A 24,756-nucleotide genomic window follows, 5' to 3' on the forward strand; every position below is an offset into this window, starting at 1 on the left:
GACTTCAACAGCTCGCTGGCGCCAAGCGGCAAGGCCATCATCCGCAAGAAGTACGTGCACATCGGCTTCGCCGTGGACACCCCGGACGGCCTGCTGGTCCCTGTGATCAAGAACGTCGACCAGAAGAGCCTGCTGCAACTGGCTGCCGAAGCTGCCGCGCTCGCCGAGAAGGCCCGCACCAAGAAGCTGTCGGCCGACGACATGCAGGGCGCCTGCTTCACCATCTCCAGCCTCGGCCACATTGGCGGCACCGGCTTCACGCCGATCGTCAACGCGCCTGAGGTGGCGATCCTCGGTGTGTCCAAGGCAACCATGCAGCCGGTCTGGGATGGCAAGGCCTTCCAGCCGAAGCTGATGCTGCCGCTGTCGCTGTCCTACGATCACCGCGTGATCAACGGCGCCGCCGCCGCGCGCTTCACCAAGCGCCTGGGCGACGTGCTGGGCGATATCCGCACCATGCTGCTGTAACACGCAGCCAGCCTGCCTCCCTTCGCGGAGGCAGGTCCCCTTTTCGAGCTGCCACGCTCGTACCTCAACCCCGTCATCTGGCGGGGCTTTTTTTTGCCTGCAAGGCCCCCACGAACCCTGAGATCAACGCTGTACCTGTGGGAGCCGGCTTGCCGGCGATGGGGCCGCAAAGGCCCCCCGTTTTTCAGCAGCCCTAAGGATTCCCGCCCTGCCGCCGAAAACATATACATGACACCCCACATGGCCGCTTGCCAGCCTTGGGGACATGATGCAACCTTGCCAGATGCGCCGCCGCCCAGGCCGCGTCTCCCTCTTCAAGCGAGTCTTCGATGAAAAGCCAACCCGATGCCGCCAGCCGTGTGGCGGCCGAGGTCGTCACGCAGCTTCCCGTGCCCTCGCGGCTCGGCATGCTGCGTTTCGAAAGGCTCAACGAAGCCACCTGGGCCATGCTCTACCTCGACCCGGCCTGCGAGCAGCAGTTCGGCCTGCCGGCCTCCGACCTGTGCGCGCTGATCGATGCGCCGTATGCCAGCCTCATGGAACCCGAGGCGCGCTACCGCCTGCACGACGACATCCAGCTGCAGCTCAACCAGCGCAGCTACTACCGCGTGCGCTACAGCCTGCACGCCCAGGCGCGCACCCTGCGCGTGCTGGAAACCGGCGAAGCCTTCAAGCAGCACAACCGCCAGCTGCTGCGCGGCTTCCTCACGGTGCTGGATGACGAAGACGACGAGCTCGATGCCACGGCCCTGGAATCACGCAACAACCGCCTGGAACTGGCCCTGCAACTGAACCAGCGCGCCCAGCAGGAGCAGCTCGAACACCTGGAGCGCGTGCGCGGCCAGCAGGACCTGATCCTGCGCCTGGCCCGCCAGCGCTACAGCGCCGAGAACTCGCTGCTCGAAGCCGCGCAGCTGATCACCCGCAGCGCCTGCGAAATCTACAAGGTCGACAGCGCCAGCATCTGGCACCTGGAAGACCAGCGCCTGGAGCCGATCAGCGCCTGGCTGCGCAACGAGCAGGTGCATCGCCTGCCCGAGGCCATCGACGCCAGCCGCTTCCCCGACTACCTGGACGCCCTGCACGCCAGCCGCGCCATCGATGCGCACAACGCCAACCACGACCCGCGCACCCGTGAGCTGGCCGCAAGCCTGCTGGCCGACAACAACGCCATGCTCGACGCCAGCATCCGCGTCGATGGCCAGGTGGTCGGCGTGCTGTGCCTGGAGCAGACCGGCCAGCCGCGGGCCTGGCAGTCGGATGAAATCGCCTTTGCCGGCGAGCTGGCCGACCAGTTCGCCCAGGTCATCACCAACCACAACCGGCGCACCGCCGCCAGCGCCCTGCACCTGTTCCAGCGCGCCGTGGAACAAAGCGCCAGCGCCTTTTTGCTGGTCAACCGCGACGGCGTGGTGGAGTACGTCAACCCAAGCTTCACGGCGATCACCCAGTACAGCACCGAGGAAGTCCAGGGCCACCACCTGGCCGAGCTGCCAGCGCTGGAAAACCTCAGCGAACTGCTGTTCGACTCGCCGTCGAGCCTGGCCATGGGCAACAGCTGGCAAGGCGAATTCAAGAGCCGGCGCAAGAACCTGGAGCCCTACTGGGGCCAGCTGTCGATCTCCAAGGTGTATGGCGACAACCGCGAGCTGACCCACTACATCGGCATCTACGAAGACGTCACCCAGACCAAGCTGGCCCAGCAGCGCATCGAGCGCCTGGCCTACACCGACAACCTGACCAACCTGGGCAACCGCCCGGCCTTCATCCGCAGCCTCGACGAACGCTTCGCCCGCGAAGGCGAAAGCCCCACCTGCCTGCTGCTGGTGGACATCGACAACTTCAAGCGGATCAACGACAGCCTCGGCCACCAGACCGGCGACAAGCTGCTGATCAGCCTGGCCCGGCGCCTGCGCAACAGCCTCAGCGCCGGCGGCGTGCTGGCGCGCTTTGCCAGCAACGAATTCGCCGTGCTGCTCGACGAAACCAGCCTGGAAGACGGCCAGGGCGTTGCCCTGCAACTGCTGCGCACGCTCGACAAGCCGATGTTCGTCGACAACCAGCTGATCAACGTGACCGCCTCGGTGGGCCTGGCCTGCGCGCCGCTGCACGGCAGCGACCCGACCAGCCTGATGAAGAACGCAGGCCTGGCCCTGCACAAGGCCAAGGCCAACGGCAAGCACCAGGTGCAGGTGTTCACCGAGGTGCTCAATGCCGAGGCCAGCTACAAGCTGTTCGTCGAGAACAACCTGCGCCGCGCCCTGACCCAGAACGAGCTGGAGGTGTTCTACCAGCCCAAGCTGTGCCTGCGCAGCGGCCGCCTGCTGGGCCTGGAGGCGCTGCTGCGCTGGAACCACCCCGAGCGCGGCATGATCCGCCCCGACCAGTTCATCAGCGTGGCCGAAGAAACCGGCCTGATCATCCCCATCGGCAAGTGGGTGGTGCGCCAGGCATGCCGCATGAGCCAGCAGCTGCGCGAGGCCGGCATGGGCAACCTGCACGTGGCCATCAACCTCTCGCCCAAGCAGTTCTCCGACCCCGACCTGGTGGCCTCGATCGGCTCGATCCTCAAGGAAGAAGCCCTGCCCCCGCACCTGCTGGAGCTGGAGCTGACCGAAGGCCTGCTGCTGGAGGCCACCGAAGACACCCACCGCCAGCTCGACGAGCTCAAGGCCCTGGGCCTGACCCTGGCCATGGACGACTTCGGCACCGGTTACTCGTCGCTGAGCTACCTGAAGAAGTTTCCGATCGACATCATCAAGATCGACCGCAGCTTCATCAACGAGATCCCCGACAACCAGGACGACATGGAGATCACCTCGGCGGTGGTGGCCATGGCCCACAACCTCAAGCTCAAGGTGGTGGCCGAGGGGATCGAGACGCCGGAGCAGCTGGCGTTCTTGCGCCGGCACCGCTGCGATGTGGGCCAGGGGTACCTGTTCGACCGGCCGATTCCGGGGCGTGAGCTGGCGGAAAAACTCAAGCGCTATCCGCGCGGTCCAATGGACTGACAGCTGCGTAAAGCTCGGGCACTATAGAGTCCATTCGGGCCTCATCGCCGGCAAGCCGGCTCCCACAGGTACCCCACATTCCTCAAGCCCTGTGGTGTACCTGTGGGAGCCGGCTTGCCGGCGATGGCCCCACCCCCTATCCAACTGACAAACAGAGGAACGGCCATGGTCCTGCGTTCGGAAATCCTGGTGAACAAAAACGTCATGCCAACCGCCGAGCAAGCCCTGCCCGGCCGCGAAACCCCGATGAGCCTGCCCGAGTTCCACTACGTGTTCGAAGGCACCCCCCTGCTCGGCCCGTTCTTCGAAGGCAGCGTCGACTTCGCCATCTTCGGCCTGGGCTGCTTCTGGGGCGCCGAGCGCCGCTTCTGGCAGCGTGAAGGCGTGGTCAGCACCGTGGTCGGCTATGCCGGCGGCTTCACCCCTAACCCCACCTACGAAGAAGTCTGCTCCGGCTTGACCGGCCACACCGAAGTGGTGCTGGTGGTGTTCGACAAGGACCGCGTCAGCTACCGCGAGCTGCTGGCGATGTTCTGGGAGCTGCACAACCCGACCCAAGGCATGCGCCAGGGCAACGACATCGGCACCCAGTACCGTTCGGCCATCTACTGCACCTCGCCAGAGCAGCTCGCCGAAGCCAAGGCCAGCCGCGACACCTTCCAGGCCGAGCTGACCAAGGCCGGCTACGGCGAGATCACCACCGAGATCGACCAGGCGCCGACCGTGTACTTCGCCGAGGCCTACCACCAGCAGTACCTGGCCAAGAACCCGGAAGGCTACTGCGGCATCGGCGGCACCGGCGTGTGCCTGCCACCCAGCCTGCAAGGCAACTGAGCCATGGCCACGATGACCCTGTTCCACTCGCCGCTGTCGCCATTCGTGCGCAAGGTCATGGTGGTGCTGCACGAGACCGGCCAGCTTGGCCGGGTGGCCCTGCAGCCAGTGAACATCAGCCCGGTGAGCGGCGATGCGCAGCTCAACCAGGGCAACCCGATCGGCAAGATCCCGGCCCTGCGCCTGGAAGACGGCACCGTGCTGCACGACAGCCGGGTCATCTGCGAGTACCTGGACCTGCAGCATGTGGGCAACCCACTGCTGCCCCGCGAGGGCTCGGCGCGCTGGCGGCGCATGACCTTGGCGTCCCAGGCCGATGCGATCATGGATGCGGCGGTGTCGTCGCGCTATGAAAGCTTCTTGCGCCCGGAGGCCAAGCGCTGGGAGGGCTGGCTGGAGGCGCAGGGCGAGAAGATCCGCCGCAGCCTGGCCAACCTGGAGCAGGAGCACCTGCCGGAGCTGATGTCGGGTTTCGACCTGGCGGCGATTGGCGTGGCCTGTGCGCTGGGGTATCTGGATTTGCGCCAGCCTGATTTCGGTTGGCGCGAGCGTCAGCCGGGGTTGGCGGCGTGGTATGCCGAGGTGAGCGAGCGGCCGTCGATGCTCGCCACTGCGCCGACAGCCTGACAGACCGCAATCGCCGGCAAGCCGGCTCCCACAGGTGGACCACAGCTTTGGAGAACTGTGGTGTACCTGTGGGAGCCGGCTTGCCGGCGATTGGGCTGCACAGCAGCCCACCCCTCAACGCGGTACCGCAGCAAACAACTCCCCGATTCTCTGCGCCAACCAGCGCCCCACCTCTCTGTCCTCCCTCATGCCGCCCTCCCCACCCGCGCCCAGTCCAGGCGACGGGTCAGCACCATGAACACGCCGAGCAAGCCAAAGCACAGCAACGCCCCCATCAACAGCGCATAGTCCTCGGCGCTGAGCAGCCCATAGAGCATCGCGTACAGCGCCGCCAGCCCGGCCGCGAAGCCCAGCCCGCGCCCGCGGCTGCGTAGCACATGGCTCAGGTAAAAGCCGATCAACAGCACACAGGCCGACGCCGACAGGCCATACGCAGGGCCAAAACCAATGTGCTCGGAGAACGACAGCAGCAACAGGTAGAAGAACGCCAGCGCCACGCCGACTAGGATGTACTGCACCGGGTGCACGCTCAGGTGCTTGAGCACCTCGAACAGGAAGAAGCCGGCAAAGGTCAGGGCGATGAACAACAAGGCGTACTTGATCGCCCGCTCGCTCTTGAGGTACTGGTCCACCGGGTCGACGAAGCTGACGCCGAAGGTGCGCTCGGCATAGTCCGCGCACTGCCCGGCAGTGGCGCACTGGCGCACGGCATCTTCGAGGTTGGTGGCGAAGAACGAGGTTTGCCAGTGCGCGGTGAACCCCTTGGTGTCGATTTCGCGGTGGCGCGGCAGGTAGCTGCCGACGAAGCTTGGGTGCGGCCAGTTGGCGCGCATGTCGACGCTGCTGCTGCGGCCCACCGGCAGCAGGTGCAATTGTCCGGTGCCTTGCAGCGCCAGCTCGAAGCTGTAATCGAATGCCCAGGCCTGCTGGTCATCGCGCTGTGGCAGGGCAACGTGCACGCCGCTGCGCATCCACTCAAGGCCCGTGCCGGCCGCGAAGGGGTAGCGCTGCTCATCGAGCTTGAGCTCCAGCGCGTTCTCGATGCCGCGGATATCGCTGATGCCGACCACCAGGAAGGGCTTGTCGAAGCGGTAGTCGTCGAAGTCCTTGTCGATGCCCCAACGCGCCGGCAATTCGAAGCGGCCCGAGAGGCGCCCCTTGGCGTGGAACAGGCGCGCCTGGTAGATGCCGCGCGAGCGCAGTTCGGTGTCTACGTCGAGGTCGGCATCGAAGGTTTCCGGCAGAAAGTACAGGTGCCCGGCCAGGGTGCTGGTTTCCTGCACGCTCTGGCCGTCCTTTTCGATCCAGCGGCGCTGGTACTTGCGGTAGGGCACCACCAGCAACGGGCCACTGACCTGCTGGTCGTAGCTGGCGCTGCGGGCGATGTCATGCAGCACCCCGTCGCGCAGGGCCTGGCGGTCGGTGATAAGGCCGTTGATCATCAGCAGCGGGATCAACAGCAGGACCATCAGCAAGGCGATGGTGCCCAGTTTGTAACTCAAGGATTTGTTCATAAGGCCTCCTGTGGCAGTGGGCGCAGTGTCTGCGCCGTGCATGGAGGCTTTGCGAAGGCTGTGTGGAGATTGTGTGTTTTCAGCTGATGCGCCGGGCAGGCAACCACAGCCGCACCCGCACACCGCCATCGACGTTAGCCACCGCCAGCGATCCGCCATGCAGCTGCATCACCTCGGCCACGAAGTTCAGCCCAAGGCCGGTGCTCTTGCGCCCGCTACCCGGCCTTGGCAGGGAATAGAAGCGCTCGGCCACCCGCGCCAGCGCATAGTCGGGGATGGCCTGGCCCTGGTTGAACAGGCTCAACGCCAGCCGCTCGCCATCACGCTCCAGCTCGAACAGCAACGCCCCTTCAGGTGGCGTGAAGTCCAGCGCATTGTCCAGCAGATTGGCCAGCGCCTGGCGCATCAGGAAGGGGTCGCACAGCAGGCGCAGCCCCGCAGGCACGCGCTGGCGTACTTGCAACTGCGCCGCCTCGATGCGCGGCGCATGGGCCAGCAGCAACTCATCCACCAGCGCCGCCAGGGCCACCTGCTGCTGATCTTCCAGCGCCTGCATCTGCTCGACCCGGGCCAGGTCGAGCAAGCGCTCGATCATCTGCTGCAAGCGCTCGCTTTCGCGCTCGATATTGCCGGCAAAGCGCGCCCGCTGCGCTTGCGGCATGTCGCCCTGGAGCAGCTCGGATGCCCCGCGAATGGCCGCCAGCGGGCTTTTCAGCTCGTGGGTCAGGGTGTGCACGTAGCGCTCGACGTAGGCCTTGCCCTCAAGCTGCGTGCGCATGCGCTCCACCGCCTCGGCCAGGTGGGCCAGCTCGCCCCCCTTGTAATGCGGCAGCGCCGCGCGCTCGCCCTCGCTGACGGCCTGGGCATAGCGCGCCAGCTTGCGCAGCGAGCGGGCCAGCCACCAGGACAACACTCCACCGATCAACAGGCCCAGGCCGATCAAACCCAGGCCAAGGGTCAGCAAACGTTGTTCGGAACGGTCGATATAGGGCTGCAACGAGCTGTTGGGCTTGGCCACGGTGACCACGCCGATGATCTGCCCATCGTCGAGGATCGGCGCTGCCACATGCATCACCGAGGAGCTTTCGTCGTCGGCAACGCCGCGCGTGGAGCGGGCGCCGTATTGGCCGCGCAAGGTCAGGTAGACGTCGTTCCACTGCGAATAGTCCTTGCCCACGGCCGCGCCGCTGGAGTCGAGCAGGACGATGCCGTTGGCGTCGGTGACATAGATGCGGTGGCTGACCTGGGTCTTCTCCAGGCCCCAGATCTGCGCGCCGGGGCTGCGCAGGCCGTAGGCCTTGAGCACCTCGGGCAGGCGCCCCTGGGCCAGGGTGCCGGCCTTGACGTCGTCGTGGAGGATTTCCGCCAGCAGGTTGGCGGTATCCACCAGGGTTTCTTCGGAGGACTGGCGCACCACCGGGCGTATCTGCTCGCGAACGGTGTTGAGCAAGAAATAGCCGGCCAGCCCGACGAACAGGAAGTACACCAGGAAAATGCGGATGCCCAGGCGCATCAGGCGTGGTCCGGGTTGTAGCTGTAACCCAGGCCGCGATGGGTGCAGATCGGCTCGCCCGCGCTGGCCACCTGGCGCAGCTTGGCGCGCAGGCTCTTGATGTGGCTGTCGATGGTGCGCTCGTAGCCCACGTCGCAGGCCACGCCCAGGGCATCGAGCAACTGCTCGCGGCTGAACACCCGCTGGGGCTGCTCGAGCAGGCATTGCAGCAGGCGGAACTCGTGGCGGGTCAGGGTCAGCGGCTGGCCGCGGTAGTGGATCAGCATGCGCAGGGTGTCGAGCTGAAACAGCGCCGCCTCCGTGGCCGGCTCCGCCCGCGGCGCCATGCGCTTGAGGATCGCCCGCACGCGGGCGGCCACTTCCCGGGGGCTGAAGGGTTTGACCACGTAGTCGTCGGCACCGATTTCCAGGCCCACCACCCGATCGATCTCGCCATCGCGGGCGCTCAGGAACATCACCGGCACCTCGCTGAAACGCCGCAGCTGGCGGCAGGTTTCGAAACCGCTGATGTCGGGCAGGCCGATGTCGAGGATGATCAGGTCGGCAGGGCGCAGGCGCTGCTGCTCGAGCGCGGCGCTGCCCAGGGTCACCCATTCGGTGCTGTGGCCGTCGGCCTGCAGGGCATAGACCAAGGTATCGGCGATGGCGGCTTCGTCTTCGACGATGAGGATATGGGGCATGGCGTCCGGCCTTGCTGAGGGCAGAGCTGGACTTTTAGCGCACTGGCCCTATCGCCGGCAAGCCGGCTCCTACAGGTATCTGTGGGAGCCGGCTTGCCGGCGACAGGGCCAGCGAAGCCTGAGGCAATCAGCAGTCAGGTTTGTCTGCGGTAAAGCGCTTGGCCGGGTTGACCGCCGCCTTGAACTCACGCAGCGCCTTGGCCCCCACCAGCAGCGGGTAGTTGAAATGGCTGCGGTCCACCAGGTTCACCTCGACGGTGCGCTTCACGTCACCCAGGCACAGCTCCAGGTCGACCACCGGCCGCTTGGAGACCTCCGGCGCATCGCCTTCATCCTCTTCCTCGGCGCGGCCCTTGATCTTGCTGATGCGCGAGACCTTGTGCTCGTAAACCTTGCCGTTGGCGTCCTTGGTCGCCAGGCGAAAACGCACCCACTCCTCGCCATCACGGGTGAACATCTCGATGTCCTTGGCCGACAGCGATGCGGTATAGGCACCGGTGTCCATCTTGGCCTTCAGCGTTTCGCCAAGCTCTGGCAAGGCAATGTTTTCGTAACGGCCATAGAGGGTCGGCTCGGCGGCCATGACCGGCAACGCCAGAAGCGATAACAGCGCAAGCAGGGATTTCACAGGCAGGCTTCCTTGAAAAGGGTCAGTGCTTAGACTGCACTGGCAGGATAGGTTCGCTGCAGCAAGGTTAAACAACATAATGTGAAACATTTGTCCCCGCCGCTGGGCATTGGACATTTGGCGTAGGCCACGGCGCTGCTTATCATTGCCGACCGTTAACGTCCCACAACAAGAGTCTCTTTATGCGTCGCCTGCTGATCGGCATTCTCACGACCACCTTGCTGCTGCTCAACACCGTGGTGTTGATCTGCCCGCTGCTGGTCTTCGCCCTGCTCAAACTGGTGCTGCCAGGCCGTGGCCGTGACTATGCCTCGTGGGCGGTGATGTGGGTGGCCGAAACCTGGTCGGAAATCGACAAGGCCATCTTCGCCTTGTGCATCCCGACCCAATGGGATATCCGCGGCGTCGAGAACCTGCGCAAGGACACCTCCTACCTGGCCGTGAGCAACCACCAGACCTGGGTCGACATCCCGGCGCTGATCGAGAGCCTCAACCGCCGCACGCCGTTCTTCAAGTTCTTCCTCAAGAAGGAGCTGATCTGGGTGCCGCTGCTGGGCCTGGCCTGGTGGGGGCTGGATTACCCGTTCATGAAGCGCTACAGCAAGGCGTTTCTGGACAAGCACCCCGAGCTCAAGGGCAAGGACCTGGAAATCACCAAAGCCGCCTGCGAGCTGTTCAAGCGCCAGCCGGTGACCGTGGTCAACTACCTTGAAGGCACCCGCTTCACAGAGGCCAAGCGCCTGGAGCAGCAATCGCCGTATCGCTACCTGCTCAAGCCCAAAGCGGGGGGAGTGGCCTTCGTCCTGGCCGCATTGGGCGAACAGCTGGATGCGCTGTTGGACGTGACCATCGTCTACCCCGGCAACCAGGCACCGGGGTTCTGGGCGCTGCTCAATGGCAGCATCAGTCGGGTGATTATCGACATTCGTGTGCGTGAGCTGGACCCGGCGTTGTGGGCGGGGGATTACGAGAATGATCCGGCCTTCCGCCAGACCGTGCAGGCCTGGGTGAACCAGCTGTGGGCAGAGAAAGACCAGCGGATCGAGCAGTTGCGCTCGCAGATGCGTTGACCTGATCGGGCCTCATCGCCGGCAAGCCGGCTCCCACAGATACACCTGTGGGAGCCGGCTTGCCGGCGATGAGGCCTAAATGCACACCCACTCACCCCAATTAAAACCCTGGCTAATAATCACCATTAGGAATACTTCTTTGTCACACCCCACCTAAGTGGATAAAAATCGATCAAAGCACAACTACAAAAAAGCCTGGATCGATCAATGGCCAACCAACCTAGCTCCGCCCCGCCCCAGCTTCGCCGCGTCCTCGGCCTCCCGGCCCTGGTGTTCTTCGGCCTGGTCTACATGGTCCCGCTGACCATCTTCACCACCTACGGCATCGTCACCGAGCTCACCGGTGGCCGCACCGCCGGCGCCTACCTGGTCACCCTCGTGGCCATGCTGTTCACCGCCGCGTCTTACAGCTTCATGGTCAAGCGCTTCCCGGTCGCGGGCTCGGCGTATTCCTACACCAACATGGCCTTCGGCCAGAACGTCGGCTTTCTGGCCGGCTGGTCGCTGCTGCTCGACTACCTGTTCCTGCCGATGATCAACTACCTGCTGATCGGCCTGTTCCTCAACATCGCCTTCCCGGCAGTGCCCGCCTGGGCCTTCGTGCTCGCCTCCATTGCCCTGGTGACCGTGCTCAACGTGGTCGGCATCAACTCGGTGGCCAAGACCAGCAACCTGATCGTCGGCGCGCAGATCGTGTTCATCGGCGTGTTCGTGGCGCTGTCCTGGCAGACCCTGGGCAACGGCCAGCCGATGGACCTGCTGGCGCCGCTGCGCGGTGATGGCAGCGCCCCCGGTTTCGGCCCGCTGATGGCTGGCGCGGCGGTGCTGTGCCTGTCGTTCCTCGGTTTCGACGCGGTCTCCACCCTGGCCGAAGAAAGCCGCGACGCCCGCCGCGACGTGCCGCGCGCGATCATCCTCACCACCCTGTTCGCCGGCCTGCTGTTCACCGTGCTGGCCTACGCGAGCCAGCTGGTGCTGCCCGGCAGCACCTTCGCCAACGCCGATGCCGCCGCCAACGAAGTGATGCTCAAGGCCGGCGGGCAGTTCCTGGCCAACTTCTTCACCGCCGCCTACGTGGCCGGCAGCCTGGGTTCCGCGCTGGCCTCCCAGGCTGCGGTGTCGCGCATCCTCTACACCATGGGCCGCGACCGGGTGCTGCCGCAGCGCACCTTCGGCCACCTGTCGCCGCGCCTGGGCACGCCGGTGTTCGCCATCCTGCTGGTGTCGGCGTTCTCGCTGCTGGCGCTGGTGATCGACCTGTCCACTCTCGCCTCGCTGATCAGTTTTGGCGCGTTGGTGGCGTTCTCGGCAGTGAACCTGGCGGTGGTGAAGACGCACCTGATGGACGACCGCGCCCAGCGCAACCTCAAAGGCCTGCTGTGCTACGGCGCGGTGCCGCTGGTGGGGTTGAGCCTGACGCTGTGGCTGTGGACCAGCCTGTCGGCGCTGACCATGGTGATCGGCCTGTGCTGGTTCGCCCTGGGGCTGGCGTACCTGGCCGTGCTGACCGCCGGCTTCCGCCGCCAGATGTGCGTGGTGGATTTCTCGGAAGCTGGCTGAAAACTCATCACGCCTGCCTGGTATTTTTGCCAGTTGTGGCGGTCGCGCTTGACGGGGAGACTGAACGGAACTCAGTCCCCCACGCGAGCCCGCCATGGTGAATCAGCGTCTTTATTTCTACCACCTTGAACAGCTCACGCTTGAAATCGAGGGTGAGCAAAGTCTGACCCTGCTGCGGGGTGCGGACCAGCCATTGGCTGAACGGCACGGCATCAACTCGGGAGCTGACACCCGCTTGTTGATGACAGATGCGCAGCACTCTCTGTTGCTGATGCAAAGCGGGCAAGCTCGAATGGCATATGCCTACACGGCCTATGGGCATGACCCACGCTCAGAACCCGCGGCAGCTCGCCTGGGCTTTAACGGTGAATGCCGTGAACCGCTGACCGGAGCTTATCTGCTGGGCCAGGGATATCGTGGCTATTACCCGCCATTGATGCGCTTCCTGGCACCCGACGGCCTCAGTCCATTTGATGAGGGTGGGCTGAATGCCTACGGTTACTGCCAGGGTGATCCCATCAACTATTCAGACCCAACAGGGCACTTCACAGTGAAGCAGCTGATTAATCGAAGGCGAATACAGTCAGCAACACGTGCGTCATCCAACAACACCCCGCCCCCCTCTGCCGCCAGTGCCCTTACGCCAAGAAAGCCCATTGAGCGGGTGCAATTGTCACAAGGCCGCGATGGGCGCATTAAAAGACTCATAACGAGACCCACCATCAACGCCGACACTTTTGAGCCCCCGCGTCCTTTCTACGAGACGCCTACCGATTATGAGTTACTTTATAGCGTTTACAATAGGAGCAAGACGCAAAACAAGCGCGTCGGCAACTACGTCAATTACATGAGCCGTCAACCAATAACCGTTTCACCCGAAAATGGTGAAACCATCAGAAAGATAACCTCCCGTTATCTAACTATGGAAAAACTGTACAACACCTATTTACAGGCAAACACAATACGTCGTGCGTAGCGCTTGGTGCCTTACAGTCACCGCAAACGCGCTCACCTATTGTCTCGGATGCCAAGGGCCCTCCTGCACGCGCTCAAGCCGAAGTTAGACCGTGACGTTGTTTCACTCATTGATTCTGAGAAGGGCATACGATGAATTCGAACGGTTACGCACCCTATGGGCTGAAGCCAATCGACCAGCAGGGAGTGAAACTCGCTTTCAACGGCGAAACTGCTGACCCACTGACCGGCAACTATCTGCTGGGAAACGGCTATCGTGCATTCAGCCCAACCCTTATGAGATTCCTTGCGCCTGACAGTTGGAGCCCGTTCGGCAAGGGGGGGGCTGAACACCTATGCCTATTGCGTAGGAGACCCTGTTAACAACGTAGATCCAGGCGGGCATGCCGTTTTCAATCGAATACGCCGCCACGCTGTCGTACTGACACCCGATGGGCCTCCCCCCACGATGTGCCTCCCCCCCAAACGGCCCAGCATCTCAATCGCTCCCTCAACAGGCAGCGCTTGCAGACCGGACGCAGCGACCCGTTAACCCCACCACAGCAAATTCAGCAGCCGCGCGCCAATAGAAACCCACTGGCAAACGGTGGTCGAATGCCGTTTGAATACCGGAGAAATCCAGGTGTGCCATTGAGTGAGGTCGTAACTTTGGCCAATGAACTGATGGAGTCGAAGCTGCACCTTGCACGTGCTCCAGAGTATCTGAAACACGTGCATGACTCGCAAATGCGTGCGGATTACCGTGCGGATCTCGATAGAATCCGTAGTGAAGTGCCAACGCAGCAAAATCGATTGAACGTGGCGATGGTCAGGTGGTTCCACTCCTGACCAATTCCATGTCCAGCCCAATCAAACCGATGGCGTATTTACTGGCGCCGGCGTGGTCCAGAGGCTCCCCAGGTTCTGCAGCAACGACCCGGCGATGCCCCGCTGGCCAAGGTACTGCAGGATCAGGGGCGCAAACTGGCCGATCATGCCGCTGTCCATCCCCAGCGCCTTGAATGCATTGTCCAAGTCGTTGCGGTTCTCGACCTCATTGCCCAGGGCGCTGCTGAGCGCCGACGGGTTTTCGCTGTTCTTGCCCAGCAAATCACCCAAGCCATTCAGGCCACCCAGCGCATTGGCGCCCGACAACAGGTCCAGCCCCGGCACGGCCTTGGTCAGCTGCCCGTAGTCGGCGCTGCTCAGGTTATTGCGCGCCAGCCCCAGCATGGCCCCCGCCCCGCCCACCGCCTGCTCGGGGGTGATCTTCAATTCGCTGCCCAGGGTATTGAGCAGGTTGGCCTGCGCCTCGGGCGCCTGCACCTGGCCCTGTTGCTTCTGGTTCTGCATGGCCGACACGGCGTTGGCGGCGTCGCTGAGGTTGAAGGCGAACACCGGGCTTGCAGCCAGGGTCATCAGGGTTGCCAGGGTGAATGCTTTCATCGGGAGGAACCTCGTGGGCCGGGATGGCCGGGGAAACGAGGCATTCGACTCAGGGTTCGAGAGTTTGTTCCGGCCCGGGCATCGCAACGCTTTGCGCCTGGCAATTTTGTCAGTTGTGCGGCGTGCTGGAACACTTACACACTCACACCTTGTGGACGCCCCAAAGACGGCCGACCACTTCGACGAGGGTCAAGCACGTGACTAAAGACAACGCAAACAGCCTTGTGTATTTCTACCAGGCAGATAAGCCAGTATCGGTGAAGTACGGCGAGCATACGCGAACACTGTTCCGTCTCCCGGATATCGCGATGGCCGAACAGGACTCCGGCGCGGCACAACAGGCCGCGTTAGTGTCAACGGACGACAAGGGGTCAATACTCCACGTGCAAAACCGCGAAGCAGGCACGCTTCATCGCTACACCGCCTATGGGCACGCTGCGGCAGAAGAAAGTGGCTTGGGTTTACTGGGTTACAACGGTGAATTGAGGCAGCCAGCGACAGGGTGGTATCTACTGGGCAATGGTTACCGTGCTTACAACCCAACCACCATGAGGTTTCTTGGCCCGGACAGCTTGAGCCCCTTCGATGCGGGCGGCCTGAACAGCTATGCGTATGTCGCAGGTGACCCCATCAATTACACCGATCCCGATGGGCACTTTAGATTCTTTGGCAAATACCAGAATTTTTCTGGTAACGCGCGGGTAGTCAAAGGCACCTACGTGTACATGGCGAAACATCCAGAACGCAAGAACAGACAGGCGATCACCGTTGTTACACATGGCAAGGCCGGCGCGATCGCTTCCGAGTTCAAAAACTTGACTGCTGATGAGTTCGTCAGGGGCGTGTCCAAGGCAGGCTTCAAACCCTACGAACACGACATTCATGTAATCGCCTGCCATTCAGCCAGCGCGACCTCTCGCAATGGCCCTTCGTTTATCGAACAAGTCGCCAACCAGACTGGCAGAAAAGCATTTGGATACGAAGGTTCAGTATTCACCATAGATAAATTCGACTTCAAAAGAACAGCCAGCTCCCAAGTCGGGGTCAGCGTGAGCGTTGTGGAAAAACAATCTTCCTTCTCCAGGAGTTCTGACTTCAATTATCAGCGTAGAGAAGCCACCCCACAACAACGCATCAGAGACCCTCGCAGAGCGGGCAATCGCATTTGAGACCAGCGCTAGCACGGCGTTTCCGCAAAAAATCTACGATTTATCCTATTTCTTGTAGGACGTTTCTGAAACATACTGCCGCCCCCCTTAAGCCATTGCGGTGACCTGGGTTGCGCACTAGTCTCGGGCGGTCGTTGCGAAAGCGGCGACCGGCTTTGACAGGCCGACTAGGTTAGAACAATGGCTTTGCCTTTATGGCGGCTGTGCGTGGGGCACTTCGGTGCGCCGGGTTTTGTTCTTCCTACCGGTCTGTCAACCCACGTACAGCTGCCACCTATCTGTTTGACAGCAGACGGTGACGAGCTCCATTAATCAGGAGAACAATTATGTTAAAAATCGTCCCCGATCCACCTCACAACTCCCATTCCCTCGAAGACACCCTCATCCAGGCCACGGACTATGCCCTGTGCGCCCAGACCGTCGCGCACCAGGCAATCCTGTTGCAACCCAAGTCGCCGGTTTCGATTCTGATGATGGCCACGATGCATGAGCTCGAAGCGCTGCGGGTGCTGCTCGAGTCGGCGCTGATCCAGGTGCAGATGCCGGCGGAGCTGCGGACGCTGCACTAGCGTTAACGCCATGTGTTGCCTGGTCTGTCCTCATCGCCGGCAAGCCGGCTCCCACAGGGAAAGCCACAGGCCTCAGGCCATGCGCAGGACCTTGTGGGAGCCGGCTTGCCGGCGATGAGGCCAGGCCTGGCGATAAAGCATTTTCAGGGAGATCGAACAATGACCACTGACAACACCAAAACCACCGTAGGCAAGACCTTCTTCTTCCAAGCCGAAGGCCAAACCCAACCGCTGTTCTGCATCGCCCCAGGCATCCCTTGCCAGAGCGCCCGCGAACAAGCTCCGGAGCTGATGGGCTATGGGCGCGAATGACCCTCACCGGCCTGATGGAAGGCGACCAGCTACTGCTGCGGGCCTCCACTACCTCAGTGCAATGGCCAAGGCACAGCTCGATGACGCCGAGCTGGGCATGCTGCACTGATTAACCCGATACCTGGTATTTCTGTCAGTTTCACAATCCCTGCAACTGTTCAGAATGAACGGACTCAACCTCACTGCAGGGAACCGAAGCCATGAGCCACTCAATCTTCTTCTACCAAGGTGACAAGCTCATCACCGTGAAACAGGGTGACCAGCATCGCAGCATCTTCCGCAATGCGGACATGCCACTGGCCGAACAGCAGTCGGACGCCCCGGCGAGCAATGGACTGCTGGTAACCGACGACAAAGGTTCGGTGCTACAAGTGTTGGACGCTGATAAAGACGAAGCCCCTCAATAGAGGGGCTTCTTCCTTTCAGTCACTTCACGCGGCACTGAAGGTCTTGTGCGGATCGATCACGAACTTCTTCGGCACACCCGCATCGAACTCGCCATACCCTTCCGGCGCCTGATCCAGGCTGATGACCTGCACGCCAACGACTTCAGCGATATTGATGCGGTCCCACATGATCGCCTGCATCAACTGGCGGTTGTACTTCATGGTCGGGGTCTGGCCGGTGTGGAAGCTGTGCGACTTGGCCCAGCCCAGGCCAAAGCGGATGCTCAGCGCGCCGATCTTGGCAGCGGCATCGACCGCGCCCGGGTCTTCGGTCACGTACAGGCCCGGGATACCGATGCTGCCGGCAACGCGGGTCACTTGCATCAGCGAGTTCAGCACGGTGGCCGGGGCCTCGTGCTTGGCACCTTCATGGCCGTGGCCACGGGCCTCGAAGCCCACGGCATCCACCGCGCAATCCACTTCGGGCTCGCCGAGGATGTCGACGATCTGCTCGTGCAGCGGGGTGTCCTTGGACAGGTCGACCACTTCGAAGCCCTGGGACTTGGCATGGGCCAGACGGGCTGGGTTGAGGTCGCCGACGATGACGCAGGCAGCGCCCAGCAGGCGCGCCGAAGCCGCAGCGGCCAGGCCGACGGGGCCGGCACCGGCGACGTAAACGGTGCTGCCTGGGCCAACACCAGCGGTGACGGCGCCGTGGTAGCCGGTCGGCAGGATGTCGGACAGGCAGGTCAGGTCGCGGATCTTCTCCATGGCCTTGTCGCGGTCCGGCAGTTTCAGCAGGTTGAAGTCGGCGTAGGGCACCAGCACGTATTCGGCCTGGCCGCCGGTCCAGTCGCCCATGTCGACATAACCGTAGGCACCCCCGGCGCGGGCCGGGTTTACGGTCAGGCACACACCGGTGTGCATTTCTTTGCACGAGCGGCAGCGGCCGCAGGCGACGTTGAACGGTACCGACACCAGGTCACCGATTTTCAGGCGCTCGACATCACGCCCCATCTCGACGATTTCACCGGTGATTTCGTGGCCCAGCACCAGGCCGACCTGGGCCGTGGTGCGGCCGCGGACCATGTGCTGGTCGGAGCCGCAGATGTTGGTGGAGACCACCTTGAGGATGACGCCGTGTTCGATCTTCTTGCCGCGCGGGTCCTGCATTTTCGGGTAGTCGATCTTCTGTACTTCGACCTTGCCAGCGCCGAGATACACCACTCCACGATTGCCAGACATGCTCTTACCTCGCTTGATTTGTATTTATGCAGCGGTGGTTGAACGCGCCGCCATCCGTGGGCGGCATGGGTACTGGTATGCAGGGAATTGTGGGCCTGATGGGCGATGTCGCAGTGACTGGAAGCGACAGGGAGATACCTTTTTACGGCAGGCCAAAAGGGGTGGGGCCAATCGCCGGCAAGCCGGCTCCCACAGGTTCACCGCCATGTTCGATACAGCGGTGAACCCGTGGGAGCGGGCGTGCCCCGCGAAGAGGCCAGTACAGACGCACCGGGCAGAACGCAGGCACCTGATAATTCTGATAGGTGAAGAGGCACCCATCAGGGGTTACGCTTTTGGCTCACAGCTGATAGCGCGATGCGAAAGAGGAATTAACATGCCACGTGATAAAACCGATCGCACAACGTTGCCCCACCAAAGCAATTGCCGTTCGGCGATTAGCGCTACATCAGATAAGCGGAATCTTGTCGCGTATACCGCCTACGGATTCAGCGCACCGCAACAAGGCTTGGCATCCTCTCTCGGCTTTAACGGTGAGCGACTGAACCTGCCAGCCGCCGGCTACCTTCTGGGGAATGGATATAGGCTGTACAACCCACAGCTCATGCGTTTTTTGACCAACGACAACTTAAGCCCATTTGGACGCGGAGGATTAAATGCCTACGCTTACTGTGCCGGTGACCCCGTCAACAAAATCGACCCCTCCGGGCACGCGCCATTGATATTCCGGCCCGTTGTCAAATTTTACCGCTGGTTATCAAAAAAGATGAACACGTCCTCTACCAGAAGCGATAGTTCCTATTACGGCGGTTCCGGCGGTTCGGTCGGCTCCGTCAGTTCTATCCCCCCGGCCAGTTTGGCTGCCTCCCGTAACTCCCATAGCTCGGTGGACTCCTTCGGCTCGAACAGTTGGTACAGTTGGGGGGATTCGGACAGTTCGAGCGGTCGCTCCCAATGGAGTAATATTGAGGATTATATTATTAAGCACGCTCGCGACTCTCGCCTGACTAGGACAAGAACAATGGAAGCGAATATTGGCGCTTCCTATCTGATTGACATAAACCAAACAAGACAATCAAACTACCAAACGTGGTATAGGGATATGATTCCTTCGACCACACGTTTCAGAGACAATGCAATTAGCATAGGAAGTTCAATGCAGTATGTACGGGACACACGGCGTAGATTCCCTAACCACCTCAATGCCAGAGACTTTCCTGTCTCATATGGGTTTGATTGACTCTATCTAATTACTCAAAGTACCACCGTACGATTGGCGTTCAAGAACACCCGCCGCTCGATGTGATACCCCACCGCCCGTGCCAGGGTCAGGCATTCGATATCCCGCCCTTTGGCAATCAAATCTTCGGGGTAATGACTGTGGTCCACCACCTCCACGCCCTGGGCGATGATCGGCCCTTCGTCCAGGTCGTTGTTGATGTAGTGCGCGGTCGCCCCGACCATCTTCACGCCCTTGTTGTACGCCTGGTGATAAGGCTTGGCGCCCTTGAACCCGGGCAACAGCGAGTGGTGGATGTTGATCGCCCAGCCATCGAGCCTGCGGCACAGCTCGGGCGACAGCACCTGCATGTAGCGGGCAAGGATCACCAGCTCGGCGCCGCTGTCCTCGATCACCTGCAGCACCTTGCGCTCTTGCGCCGGCTTGTCCTTGGGGTCGAGGGCGAAGTGGTAATAGGGAATCTTGTGCCAGTGCGCCAGGGGTTCGAGGTCGGGGTGGTTGGACACCACCGCGACCACGTCCATGCCCAGCTGGCCGATGCGCTGGCGGTACAGCAAATCGTTCAGGCAGTGGTCGGCCTTGGACACCATGATCACCACCTTGGGGCGGTGGTTCGGTGCGGTCAGCTCGAAGGCCATGCCGAACGCTTCGCTGCGCTCGGCGAGGCCGGCGCGAAAGCCCGCCTCGTCAAAATCGTCCGGCTGGCGGAATTCGACGCGAATGAAGAAGCGCCCCGACTGCCGGTCATCGAAGGAATGGTGCTCGGTGACGTAGCAGCGCTGCTCGAAGAGGTAACGCGTCACCACGTCGACGGTGCCGAGCATGCTCGGGCAGTCGGCGGTGAGAATCCAGGTATCCGGTGCCCGACTCATGCCATGTTCTCCTTAGGCTTCGATGCTCAGGCCGTACTCGGCCGATGCGTCCTGCAGCCACAGCCACCAGTAGTCGGCGAAGCTGCGGCGAATCACCAGCTCCCAGGTGTCTTCGGCGGTGCGGCGGATCACCAGTTGCGACTTGGCGAACACGGTGCCAACCGCCTTGCCCACCGGGAAGTTGTTCGGGTGCACATCATAGCTGGTGGATTTCATCAGCACTTCACGCACGTTCGGGCCGCGCAGCTCCAGCAAGCTTTGCCCGCCGCTGACGTTGACCACCTGGATGTGCTGGCCTTCGAGGGCGGCGCGCAGTTTCTGCTCGACGGCGTACTCCTGGCCACCGGGCACGATCAGCAGCCACTCGTCGGGGCCCATCCACTGCAGCGACATCTCGGCGTTGGCGACCACGGTCAGGGCCACGGGCAGCTCCAGGCCCAGGGCCTTGTGCACGCCGGCGGCGAATTGCGGGTCATGACCGTCGCCGCGCAGGGTCAGGTGGCCGAGGAACTTCTTCTCGCGCAGGGTCACGCCTGCGTTCTTGCGGCCTTTGCCGACCAGGCTGGCCAGGTCGGCGTGGTGCAGTGGCGACTGGGCCTTGGCATCGCTGCCGGGGTTTTGCTGGAAGACGTTGATAGCGCTCATTTCTTACCTGCCTTGAATTCTGGTTCGTCGAAGCGATGCAGACATCTGTCTTGTGGGGCCTTTGCCGGCCTCATCGCTGGCAAGCCAGCTCCCACAGGTACAGCATCAGCCTTCAGATCTGCATCGTTCCTGTGGGAGCCGGCTTGCCGGCGATGGGCCGGCCGGCTCACCACAGGGCCCGGAGTCAAACGTTCTGCCGCTCACCCTTCGGATCGAAGAACACCGAAGAAACGATCTCGGCCTCGATCACGCTGCCGTCGGCCTGGGGCGAGAACACGCGCTCGCCCATGCGCTTGAGGCCGCCCTTGACCACACCCATGGCGAACGAATAGCCCAGGGAGTTGGCCGCGTAGCTGGAGGTGACGTGGCCGACCATGTCCATCGGGATCGGCTGTTTCGGGTCGAACACCAGTTGGGCGCCTTCGGGCAGCCACTGGGTGGGGTTCACAGGCTTGAGGCCCACCAGCTGCTTGCGGTTGTCGCGCACGCAGTCTTCGCGGTTCATGCCGCGCAGGCCGATCCACGAGAACGGCTTGTTGCGACCCACGCACCAGCTCATGTTGAGGTCATCCGGGGTCATCGAGCCGTCGGTGTCCTGGCCGACGATGATGAAGCCCTTCTCGGCGCGCAGCACGTGCATGGTCTCGGTGCCATACGGGGTCAGGTTGTACTGCTTGCCCGCCTCGATCACCTTCTCCAGCACGCCCATGGCGTAGTTGGCCTGCACGTTCACTTCGTACGACAGCTCGCCGGTGAACGAGATGCGGAACACCCGGGCCGGCACGCCGGCGACGGTGCCTTCCTTCCAGGTCATGAACGGGAAGGCGTCCTTGTCCAGGTCGATGTCGTCGGTCAGCTCGCCAAGCAGCTTGCGGCTGTTGGGGCCGGACAGGGTCAGGGTGGCCCAGTGGTCGGTGACCGAGGTGAAGTACACCTTCATCTCTGGCCATTCGGTCTGGTGGTACAGCTCCAGCCACTGCAGCACGCGGGCGGCGCCGCCGGTGGTGGTGGTCATGTAGAAGTGGTTGTCGCCGACGCAGGCGGTCACGCCGTCGTCGAAGACCATGCCGTCTTCCTTGCACATCAGGCCGTAGCGGGCCTTGCCCACGTCGAGCTTGGTCCAGGCGTTGCTGTAGATGCGGTTGAGGAATTCGCGCGCGTCCGGGCCCTGGATGTCGATCTTGCCCAGGGTCGAGGCGTCGAGCAGGCCCACGCTGTCGCGCACGGCCTTGCATTCACGGGCCACGGCGCCATGGATGTCTTCACCGGCCTTGGGGAAGTACCACGGGCGCTTCCACTGGCCGACGTCTTCGAACTCGGCGCCGTTCTTCACATGCCAGGCATGCAGGGCGGTGAAGCGCACCGGCTCGAACAGGTGGCCGCAGTGGCGCCCGGCAACGGCGCCGAAGGTCACCGGGGTGTAGTTGGGGCGGAACATGGTGGTGCCCATTTCCGGGATGCTGATCCCCAGCGAACGGGCGGCGATGGCCAGGCCGTTGATGTTGCCCAGCTTGCCCTGGTCGGTGCCGAAGCCCAGCGCGGTGTAGCGCTTGACGTGCTCGACCGACTCGAAGCCCTCGCGGGTGGCCAGCTCGATGGCCGCGGCGGTGACGTCGTTCTGCTGGTCGACGAACTGCTTCGGCGCGCGGGCGGTGCCTTTGTCGTGCGGCACCTGGAACAGCGCCACGGTGGCCTCTTCCTTGCGCTGCACAGCTTTTGGCAGGGCGCCGGCGGTGGCTTTGAAACCGGCTTCGGTGGCTGCGCGCACGCCGCCTTCGAAACCATCGGCAATCACCTCACCCAGGGCGTAGACGCCATTCACGCCGCCCACGCACACACGCTTTTGCGGTGCATCGCCCGGCACGAAGCCGAGGATGTCTTCACGCCACACCGGGCGGCCGCCCAGGTGCGAGGCCAGGTGAACCACCGGGCTGTAGCCGCCGGAGGTGGCGATCAGGTCGCAGTCCAGGGTTTCGCCTGGGCTGGTGACTTTGTGCGCCTGCACATCGATGGCGGCCACGCGGGCGCCGGTCACGTGCTTGCTGCCCTTGGCCTCGACCACGGCGCTGGAGGTGAGGATGCGGATGCCTTTGGCACGCGCTTCTTCAACCAGCGAGCCGCGCGGGTTGTGGCGCGCATCGGCGATGGCCACCACTTGCAGGCCGGCGTCGTGCCAGTCCAGCGCGCAGCGGTAGGCGTGGTCGTTGTTGGTCGACAGCACCAGCTTGCGGCCCGGGGCCACGCCATAGCGGCGCACGTAGGTGGAAACGGCACCGGCCAGCATGTTGCCCGGCAGGTCGTTGTTGCCATACACCAACGGCCGCTCGTGGGCGCCGGCGGCCAGTACCACGCGGCCGGCACGCACGCGGTGCACGCGCTGGCGTACCTGGCCGATCGGGGCGCGGTCGCCGAGGTGGTCGGTGAGGCGCTCGTGGATGGTCAGGAAGTTGTGGTCGTGGTAGCCGTTGACCGTGGCGCGGGGCAGCAGGGTCACTTCCGGCAGGCTTTCCAGCTCCTTGACCACCGCGTTGACCCAATCGGCGGCAGGCTTGCCGTCGAGGGTTTCGCGGGAGTCGAGCAGGCTGCCGCCGAACTCTTCCTGCTCATCGGCCAGGATCACCCGGGCACCGCTGCGTGCGGCGGCCAGGGCGGCGGCCAGGCCCGCAGGGCCGGCGCCGACGATCAGCACGTCGCAGTGCTGGTTCATGTAGTCGTAGCTGTCCGGGTCGTTCTGCAGCGGCGCACGGCCCAGGCCTGCGGCTTTGCGGATGTACTTCTCGTAAGTCATCCAGAACGATTTGGGGTACATGAAGGTTTTGTAGTAGAAACCCGGCGGCATCATGCTGCCGCCGACCTTGCCCAGGATGCCCATCACGTCGTTGTTGACGTTCGGCCAGCCGTTGGTGCTGGTGGCGACCAGGCCTGCGTACAGCGCCTGCTGGGTGGCGCGCACGTTGGGGATCTGGGTGGCTTCGCTGGAGCCGATCTGCAAGATGGCGTTCGGCTCTTCGGTACCGGCGGCGATGATGCCGCGCGGGCGCGAGTACTTGAAGCTGCGCCCGACGATGTCGACGCCGTTGGCCAGCAACGCGGCGGCCAGGCTGTCACCGGCATAGCCCTGGTAGGTCTTGCCGTTGAAGCTGAAGTTCAGGACCTTGCTGCGGTCGATGCGCCCGCCGCTGGCGAGGCGATAGGTCTGGCTCATACTTTTTCCCCTTGGCCTTTGACAGTCGACGGTGCGACGCTCTGCTTGCCGGCGGCGGTCACTTGCGGCTTCTCGCCAATCTTGTAGGTTTCGAGAATTTCGTAGGTCACGGTGTCGCGGGTGACGTTGAAGTACTGACGGCAGCCGGCAACGTGGTCCCACAGTTCATGGTGGATGCCGCGCGGGTTGTCGCGGAAGAACATGTAGGTGCCCCACTCTTCGTCGGAGCAGGCGTTGGGGTCCAGCGGGCGGGCGATGTGCGCCTGGCCAGAGGCGTGAAACTCTTCTTCGGAGCGCAGCTCGCCGCAGTGGGGACAGAAAATATGCAACATGACGGTGGCTCCGGTTAGTGGGCGACGGCGGCAGCGCCGTGTTCGTCGATCAGTGCGCCGTTGTAGAAACGGTCCATGGAGAACGGCGCGGCCAGCGGGTGCATCTCGCCCTTGGCCAGGCTCGCGGCGAAGACGTTGCCCGAGCCCGGGGTCGCCTTGAAGCCGCCGGTGCCCCAGCCGCAGTTGAAGAACATGTTCTTCACCGGGGTCTTGGAGATGATCGGGCAGGCGTCCGGCGAGGTGTCGACGATGCCGCCCCACTGGCGGTTCATGCGCACCCGCGAGAGGTTCGGGAACATCTCGACGATGGCCTGCAGGGTGTGCTCGATCACCGGGTACGAACCGCGCTGGCCGTAGCCGACCCAGCCGTCGATGCCGGCGCCGATCACCAGGTCGCCCTTGTCGGACTGGCTGATGTAGCCGTGCACGGCGTTGGACATGATCACGCTGTCGATGATCGGCTTGATCGGCTCGGA

The 24,756-nt window shown here is 63.1% G+C and carries 22 protein-coding genes and 2 pseudogenes; 13 read left to right on the plus strand and 11 right to left on the minus strand.

The annotated features are described in order from the left end of the window. The 4 genes from B3E94_RS09975 to B3E94_RS09990 form a co-directional block, all read left to right on the plus strand. Nucleotides 1-468 (plus strand): 2-oxo acid dehydrogenase subunit E2 (locus B3E94_RS09975; RefSeq protein WP_286913352.1); only part of this gene is annotated, 468 nt, incomplete at its 5' end. A gap of 329 nt (nucleotides 469-797) precedes the next feature. Beyond that, on the plus strand, nucleotides 798-3,479 hold the full coding sequence (locus tag B3E94_RS09980; RefSeq protein WP_286913353.1) for a putative bifunctional diguanylate cyclase/phosphodiesterase: 2,682 nt from the start codon (nucleotides 798-800) through the stop codon (nucleotides 3,477-3,479). A gap of 165 nt (nucleotides 3,480-3,644) precedes the next feature. Next, on the plus strand, nucleotides 3,645-4,313 hold the full coding sequence (msrA, locus tag B3E94_RS09985; RefSeq protein ID WP_236237002.1) for a peptide-methionine (S)-S-oxide reductase MsrA: 669 nt from the start codon (nucleotides 3,645-3,647) through the stop codon (nucleotides 4,311-4,313). A 3-nt stretch (nucleotides 4,314-4,316) separates the two neighbouring features. Then, nucleotides 4,317-4,940 carry a glutathione S-transferase gene (locus tag B3E94_RS09990; RefSeq protein ID WP_286913354.1) on the plus strand — a complete coding sequence of 208 codons (624 nt, stop codon included), beginning with the start codon at nucleotides 4,317-4,319 and terminating at the stop codon, nucleotides 4,938-4,940. 185 nt (nucleotides 4,941-5,125) lie between these two features. Here B3E94_RS09990 and creD read toward each other — a convergent pair whose 3' ends face one another. The 4 genes from creD to B3E94_RS10010 form a co-directional block, all read right to left on the minus strand. Then, nucleotides 5,126-6,454: a cell envelope integrity protein CreD gene (gene creD, locus B3E94_RS09995; protein ID WP_286913355.1), complete on the minus strand. Its 1,329-nt coding sequence runs from the start codon at nucleotides 6,452-6,454 to the stop codon at nucleotides 5,126-5,128. Nucleotides 6,455-6,533: 79 nt separating this feature from the next. Beyond that, nucleotides 6,534-7,967, minus strand: coding sequence for a two-component system sensor histidine kinase CreC (creC, locus tag B3E94_RS10000; protein WP_286913356.1), 1,434 nt, complete (start codon nucleotides 7,965-7,967; stop codon nucleotides 6,534-6,536). Further along, entirely contained in the window at nucleotides 7,967-8,647 is a 681-nt protein-coding gene (gene creB / locus B3E94_RS10005; protein ID WP_286913358.1) for a two-component system response regulator CreB, read from the minus strand. The genes creC and creB overlap by 1 nt, the downstream gene beginning before the upstream one ends. A 127-nt stretch (nucleotides 8,648-8,774) precedes the next feature. Next, a complete protein-coding gene (locus tag B3E94_RS10010; RefSeq protein WP_286913359.1) occupies nucleotides 8,775-9,275 on the minus strand; it encodes an ATP-dependent zinc protease in 501 nt (166 codons plus the stop codon). 182 nt (nucleotides 9,276-9,457) lie between these two features. Here B3E94_RS10010 and B3E94_RS10015 point away from each other — a divergent pair, with 182 nt between their 5' ends. The 4 genes and pseudogenes from B3E94_RS10015 to B3E94_RS10030 form a co-directional block, all read left to right on the plus strand. Further along, entirely contained in the window at nucleotides 9,458-10,345 is an 888-nt protein-coding gene (locus B3E94_RS10015) for an acyltransferase (protein ID WP_236237007.1), read from the plus strand. Between the two features lie 207 nt (nucleotides 10,346-10,552). Further along, nucleotides 10,553-11,905 (plus strand): APC family permease, encoded by a 1,353-nt coding sequence (locus B3E94_RS10020; RefSeq protein WP_286913362.1) that lies wholly within the window; start codon nucleotides 10,553-10,555, stop codon nucleotides 11,903-11,905. Between the two features lie 94 nt (nucleotides 11,906-11,999). After that, nucleotides 12,000-12,881: an RHS repeat-associated core domain-containing protein gene (locus B3E94_RS10025; RefSeq protein WP_286913363.1), complete on the plus strand. Its 882-nt coding sequence runs from the start codon at nucleotides 12,000-12,002 to the stop codon at nucleotides 12,879-12,881. 143 nt (nucleotides 12,882-13,024) lie between these two features. Continuing rightward, nucleotides 13,025-13,268: pseudogene (locus B3E94_RS10030) on the plus strand (RHS repeat-associated core domain-containing protein); the annotation flags it as partial. Between the two features lie 461 nt (nucleotides 13,269-13,729). Here the strand turns inward: B3E94_RS10030 and B3E94_RS10035 are convergent. Then, nucleotides 13,730-14,305: a DUF2780 domain-containing protein gene (locus B3E94_RS10035; RefSeq protein WP_286913364.1), complete on the minus strand. Its 576-nt coding sequence runs from the start codon at nucleotides 14,303-14,305 to the stop codon at nucleotides 13,730-13,732. Between the two features lie 197 nt (nucleotides 14,306-14,502). Between B3E94_RS10035 and B3E94_RS10040 the strand changes: the two genes are divergently transcribed. From B3E94_RS10040 to B3E94_RS10055, 4 genes and pseudogenes are all read left to right on the plus strand, one after another. Continuing rightward, the gene (locus B3E94_RS10040) at nucleotides 14,503-15,474 is read left to right on the plus strand and encodes an RHS repeat-associated core domain-containing protein (protein WP_286913365.1); all 972 of its coding nucleotides are present in this window, start codon (nucleotides 14,503-14,505) and stop codon (nucleotides 15,472-15,474) included. Nucleotides 15,475-15,800: 326 nt separating this feature from the next. Next, a complete protein-coding gene (locus B3E94_RS10045) occupies nucleotides 15,801-16,043 on the plus strand; it encodes a hypothetical protein (RefSeq protein ID WP_286913366.1) in 243 nt (80 codons plus the stop codon). A 159-nt stretch (nucleotides 16,044-16,202) separates the two neighbouring features. Then, nucleotides 16,203-16,464, plus strand: a pseudogene (locus B3E94_RS10050) (DUF3077 domain-containing protein). Nucleotides 16,465-16,555: 91 nt separating this feature from the next. Further along, on the plus strand, nucleotides 16,556-16,762 hold the full coding sequence (locus B3E94_RS10055) for a hypothetical protein (protein ID WP_286913368.1): 207 nt from the start codon (nucleotides 16,556-16,558) through the stop codon (nucleotides 16,760-16,762). A 24-nt stretch (nucleotides 16,763-16,786) separates the two neighbouring features. On the opposite strand, the gene fdhA is transcribed toward B3E94_RS10055, so the two are convergent. Continuing rightward, entirely contained in the window at nucleotides 16,787-17,986 is a 1,200-nt protein-coding gene (fdhA, locus tag B3E94_RS10060) for a formaldehyde dehydrogenase, glutathione-independent (protein WP_286913369.1), read from the minus strand. Between the two features lie 376 nt (nucleotides 17,987-18,362). Between fdhA and B3E94_RS25540 the strand changes: the two genes are divergently transcribed. Then, nucleotides 18,363-19,226: an RHS repeat-associated core domain-containing protein gene (locus B3E94_RS25540; RefSeq protein ID WP_409521262.1), complete on the plus strand. Its 864-nt coding sequence runs from the start codon at nucleotides 18,363-18,365 to the stop codon at nucleotides 19,224-19,226. Between the two features lie 14 nt (nucleotides 19,227-19,240). Here B3E94_RS25540 and purU read toward each other — a convergent pair whose 3' ends face one another. The 5 genes from purU to B3E94_RS10090 all read right to left on the minus strand — a co-directional run. Continuing rightward, complete coding sequence (gene purU, locus B3E94_RS10070) at nucleotides 19,241-20,098, minus strand: formyltetrahydrofolate deformylase (protein ID WP_286913370.1); 858 nt, start codon at nucleotides 20,096-20,098, stop codon at nucleotides 19,241-19,243. Nucleotides 20,099-20,110: 12 nt separating this feature from the next. Next, a complete protein-coding gene (locus tag B3E94_RS10075; RefSeq protein ID WP_176516233.1) occupies nucleotides 20,111-20,743 on the minus strand; it encodes a sarcosine oxidase subunit gamma in 633 nt (210 codons plus the stop codon). A 184-nt stretch (nucleotides 20,744-20,927) separates the two neighbouring features. After that, nucleotides 20,928-23,948, minus strand: coding sequence for a sarcosine oxidase subunit alpha (locus tag B3E94_RS10080; RefSeq protein ID WP_176516232.1), 3,021 nt, complete (start codon nucleotides 23,946-23,948; stop codon nucleotides 20,928-20,930). Next, on the minus strand, nucleotides 23,945-24,280 hold the full coding sequence (locus tag B3E94_RS10085) for a sarcosine oxidase subunit delta (protein WP_286913373.1): 336 nt from the start codon (nucleotides 24,278-24,280) through the stop codon (nucleotides 23,945-23,947). The genes B3E94_RS10080 and B3E94_RS10085 overlap by 4 nt, the downstream gene beginning before the upstream one ends. A 14-nt stretch (nucleotides 24,281-24,294) precedes the next feature. After that, nucleotides 24,295-24,756: FAD-dependent oxidoreductase (locus B3E94_RS10090; protein WP_286913375.1), on the minus strand; the 462-nt coding region annotated here is incomplete at its 5' end.

The organism is Pseudomonas sp. UBA6315, assembly GCF_002438125.1.
Lineage (GTDB): Bacteria > Pseudomonadota > Gammaproteobacteria > Pseudomonadales > Pseudomonadaceae > Aquipseudomonas > Aquipseudomonas faucium.

Bases quoted from the DNA above. Each gene is read 5' to 3' on its own strand.
- B3E94_RS09980 (WP_286913353.1), top strand. From the start codon at position 798: ATGAAAAGCCAACCCGATGCCGCCAGCCGTGTGGCGGCCGAGGTCGTC.
- msrA (WP_236237002.1), top strand. From the start codon at position 3,645: ATGGTCCTGCGTTCGGAAATCCTGGTGAACAAAAACGTCATGCCAACC.
- B3E94_RS09990 (WP_286913354.1), top strand. From the start codon at position 4,317: ATGGCCACGATGACCCTGTTCCACTCGCCGCTGTCGCCATTCGTGCGC.
- creD (WP_286913355.1), bottom strand. From the start codon at position 6,454: ATGAACAAATCCTTGAGTTACAAACTGGGCACCATCGCCTTGCTGATG.
- creC (WP_286913356.1), bottom strand. From the start codon at position 7,967: ATGCGCCTGGGCATCCGCATTTTCCTGGTGTACTTCCTGTTCGTCGGG.
- creB (WP_286913358.1), bottom strand. From the start codon at position 8,647: ATGCCCCATATCCTCATCGTCGAAGACGAAGCCGCCATCGCCGATACC.
- B3E94_RS10015 (WP_236237007.1), top strand. From the start codon at position 9,458: ATGCGTCGCCTGCTGATCGGCATTCTCACGACCACCTTGCTGCTGCTC.
- B3E94_RS10020 (WP_286913362.1), top strand. From the start codon at position 10,553: ATGGCCAACCAACCTAGCTCCGCCCCGCCCCAGCTTCGCCGCGTCCTC.
- B3E94_RS10025 (WP_286913363.1), top strand. From the start codon at position 12,000: ATGGTGAATCAGCGTCTTTATTTCTACCACCTTGAACAGCTCACGCTT.
- B3E94_RS10035 (WP_286913364.1), bottom strand. From the start codon at position 14,305: ATGAAAGCATTCACCCTGGCAACCCTGATGACCCTGGCTGCAAGCCCG.
- B3E94_RS10045 (WP_286913366.1), top strand. From the start codon at position 15,801: ATGTTAAAAATCGTCCCCGATCCACCTCACAACTCCCATTCCCTCGAA.
- B3E94_RS10055 (WP_286913368.1), top strand. From the start codon at position 16,556: ATGAGCCACTCAATCTTCTTCTACCAAGGTGACAAGCTCATCACCGTG.
- fdhA (WP_286913369.1), bottom strand. From the start codon at position 17,986: ATGTCTGGCAATCGTGGAGTGGTGTATCTCGGCGCTGGCAAGGTCGAA.
- B3E94_RS25540 (WP_409521262.1), top strand. From the start codon at position 18,363: ATGCCACGTGATAAAACCGATCGCACAACGTTGCCCCACCAAAGCAAT.
- purU (WP_286913370.1), bottom strand. From the start codon at position 20,098: ATGAGTCGGGCACCGGATACCTGGATTCTCACCGCCGACTGCCCGAGC.
- B3E94_RS10075 (WP_176516233.1), bottom strand. From the start codon at position 20,743: ATGAGCGCTATCAACGTCTTCCAGCAAAACCCCGGCAGCGATGCCAAG.
- B3E94_RS10080 (WP_176516232.1), bottom strand. From the start codon at position 23,948: ATGAGCCAGACCTATCGCCTCGCCAGCGGCGGGCGCATCGACCGCAGC.
- B3E94_RS10085 (WP_286913373.1), bottom strand. From the start codon at position 24,280: ATGTTGCATATTTTCTGTCCCCACTGCGGCGAGCTGCGCTCCGAAGAA.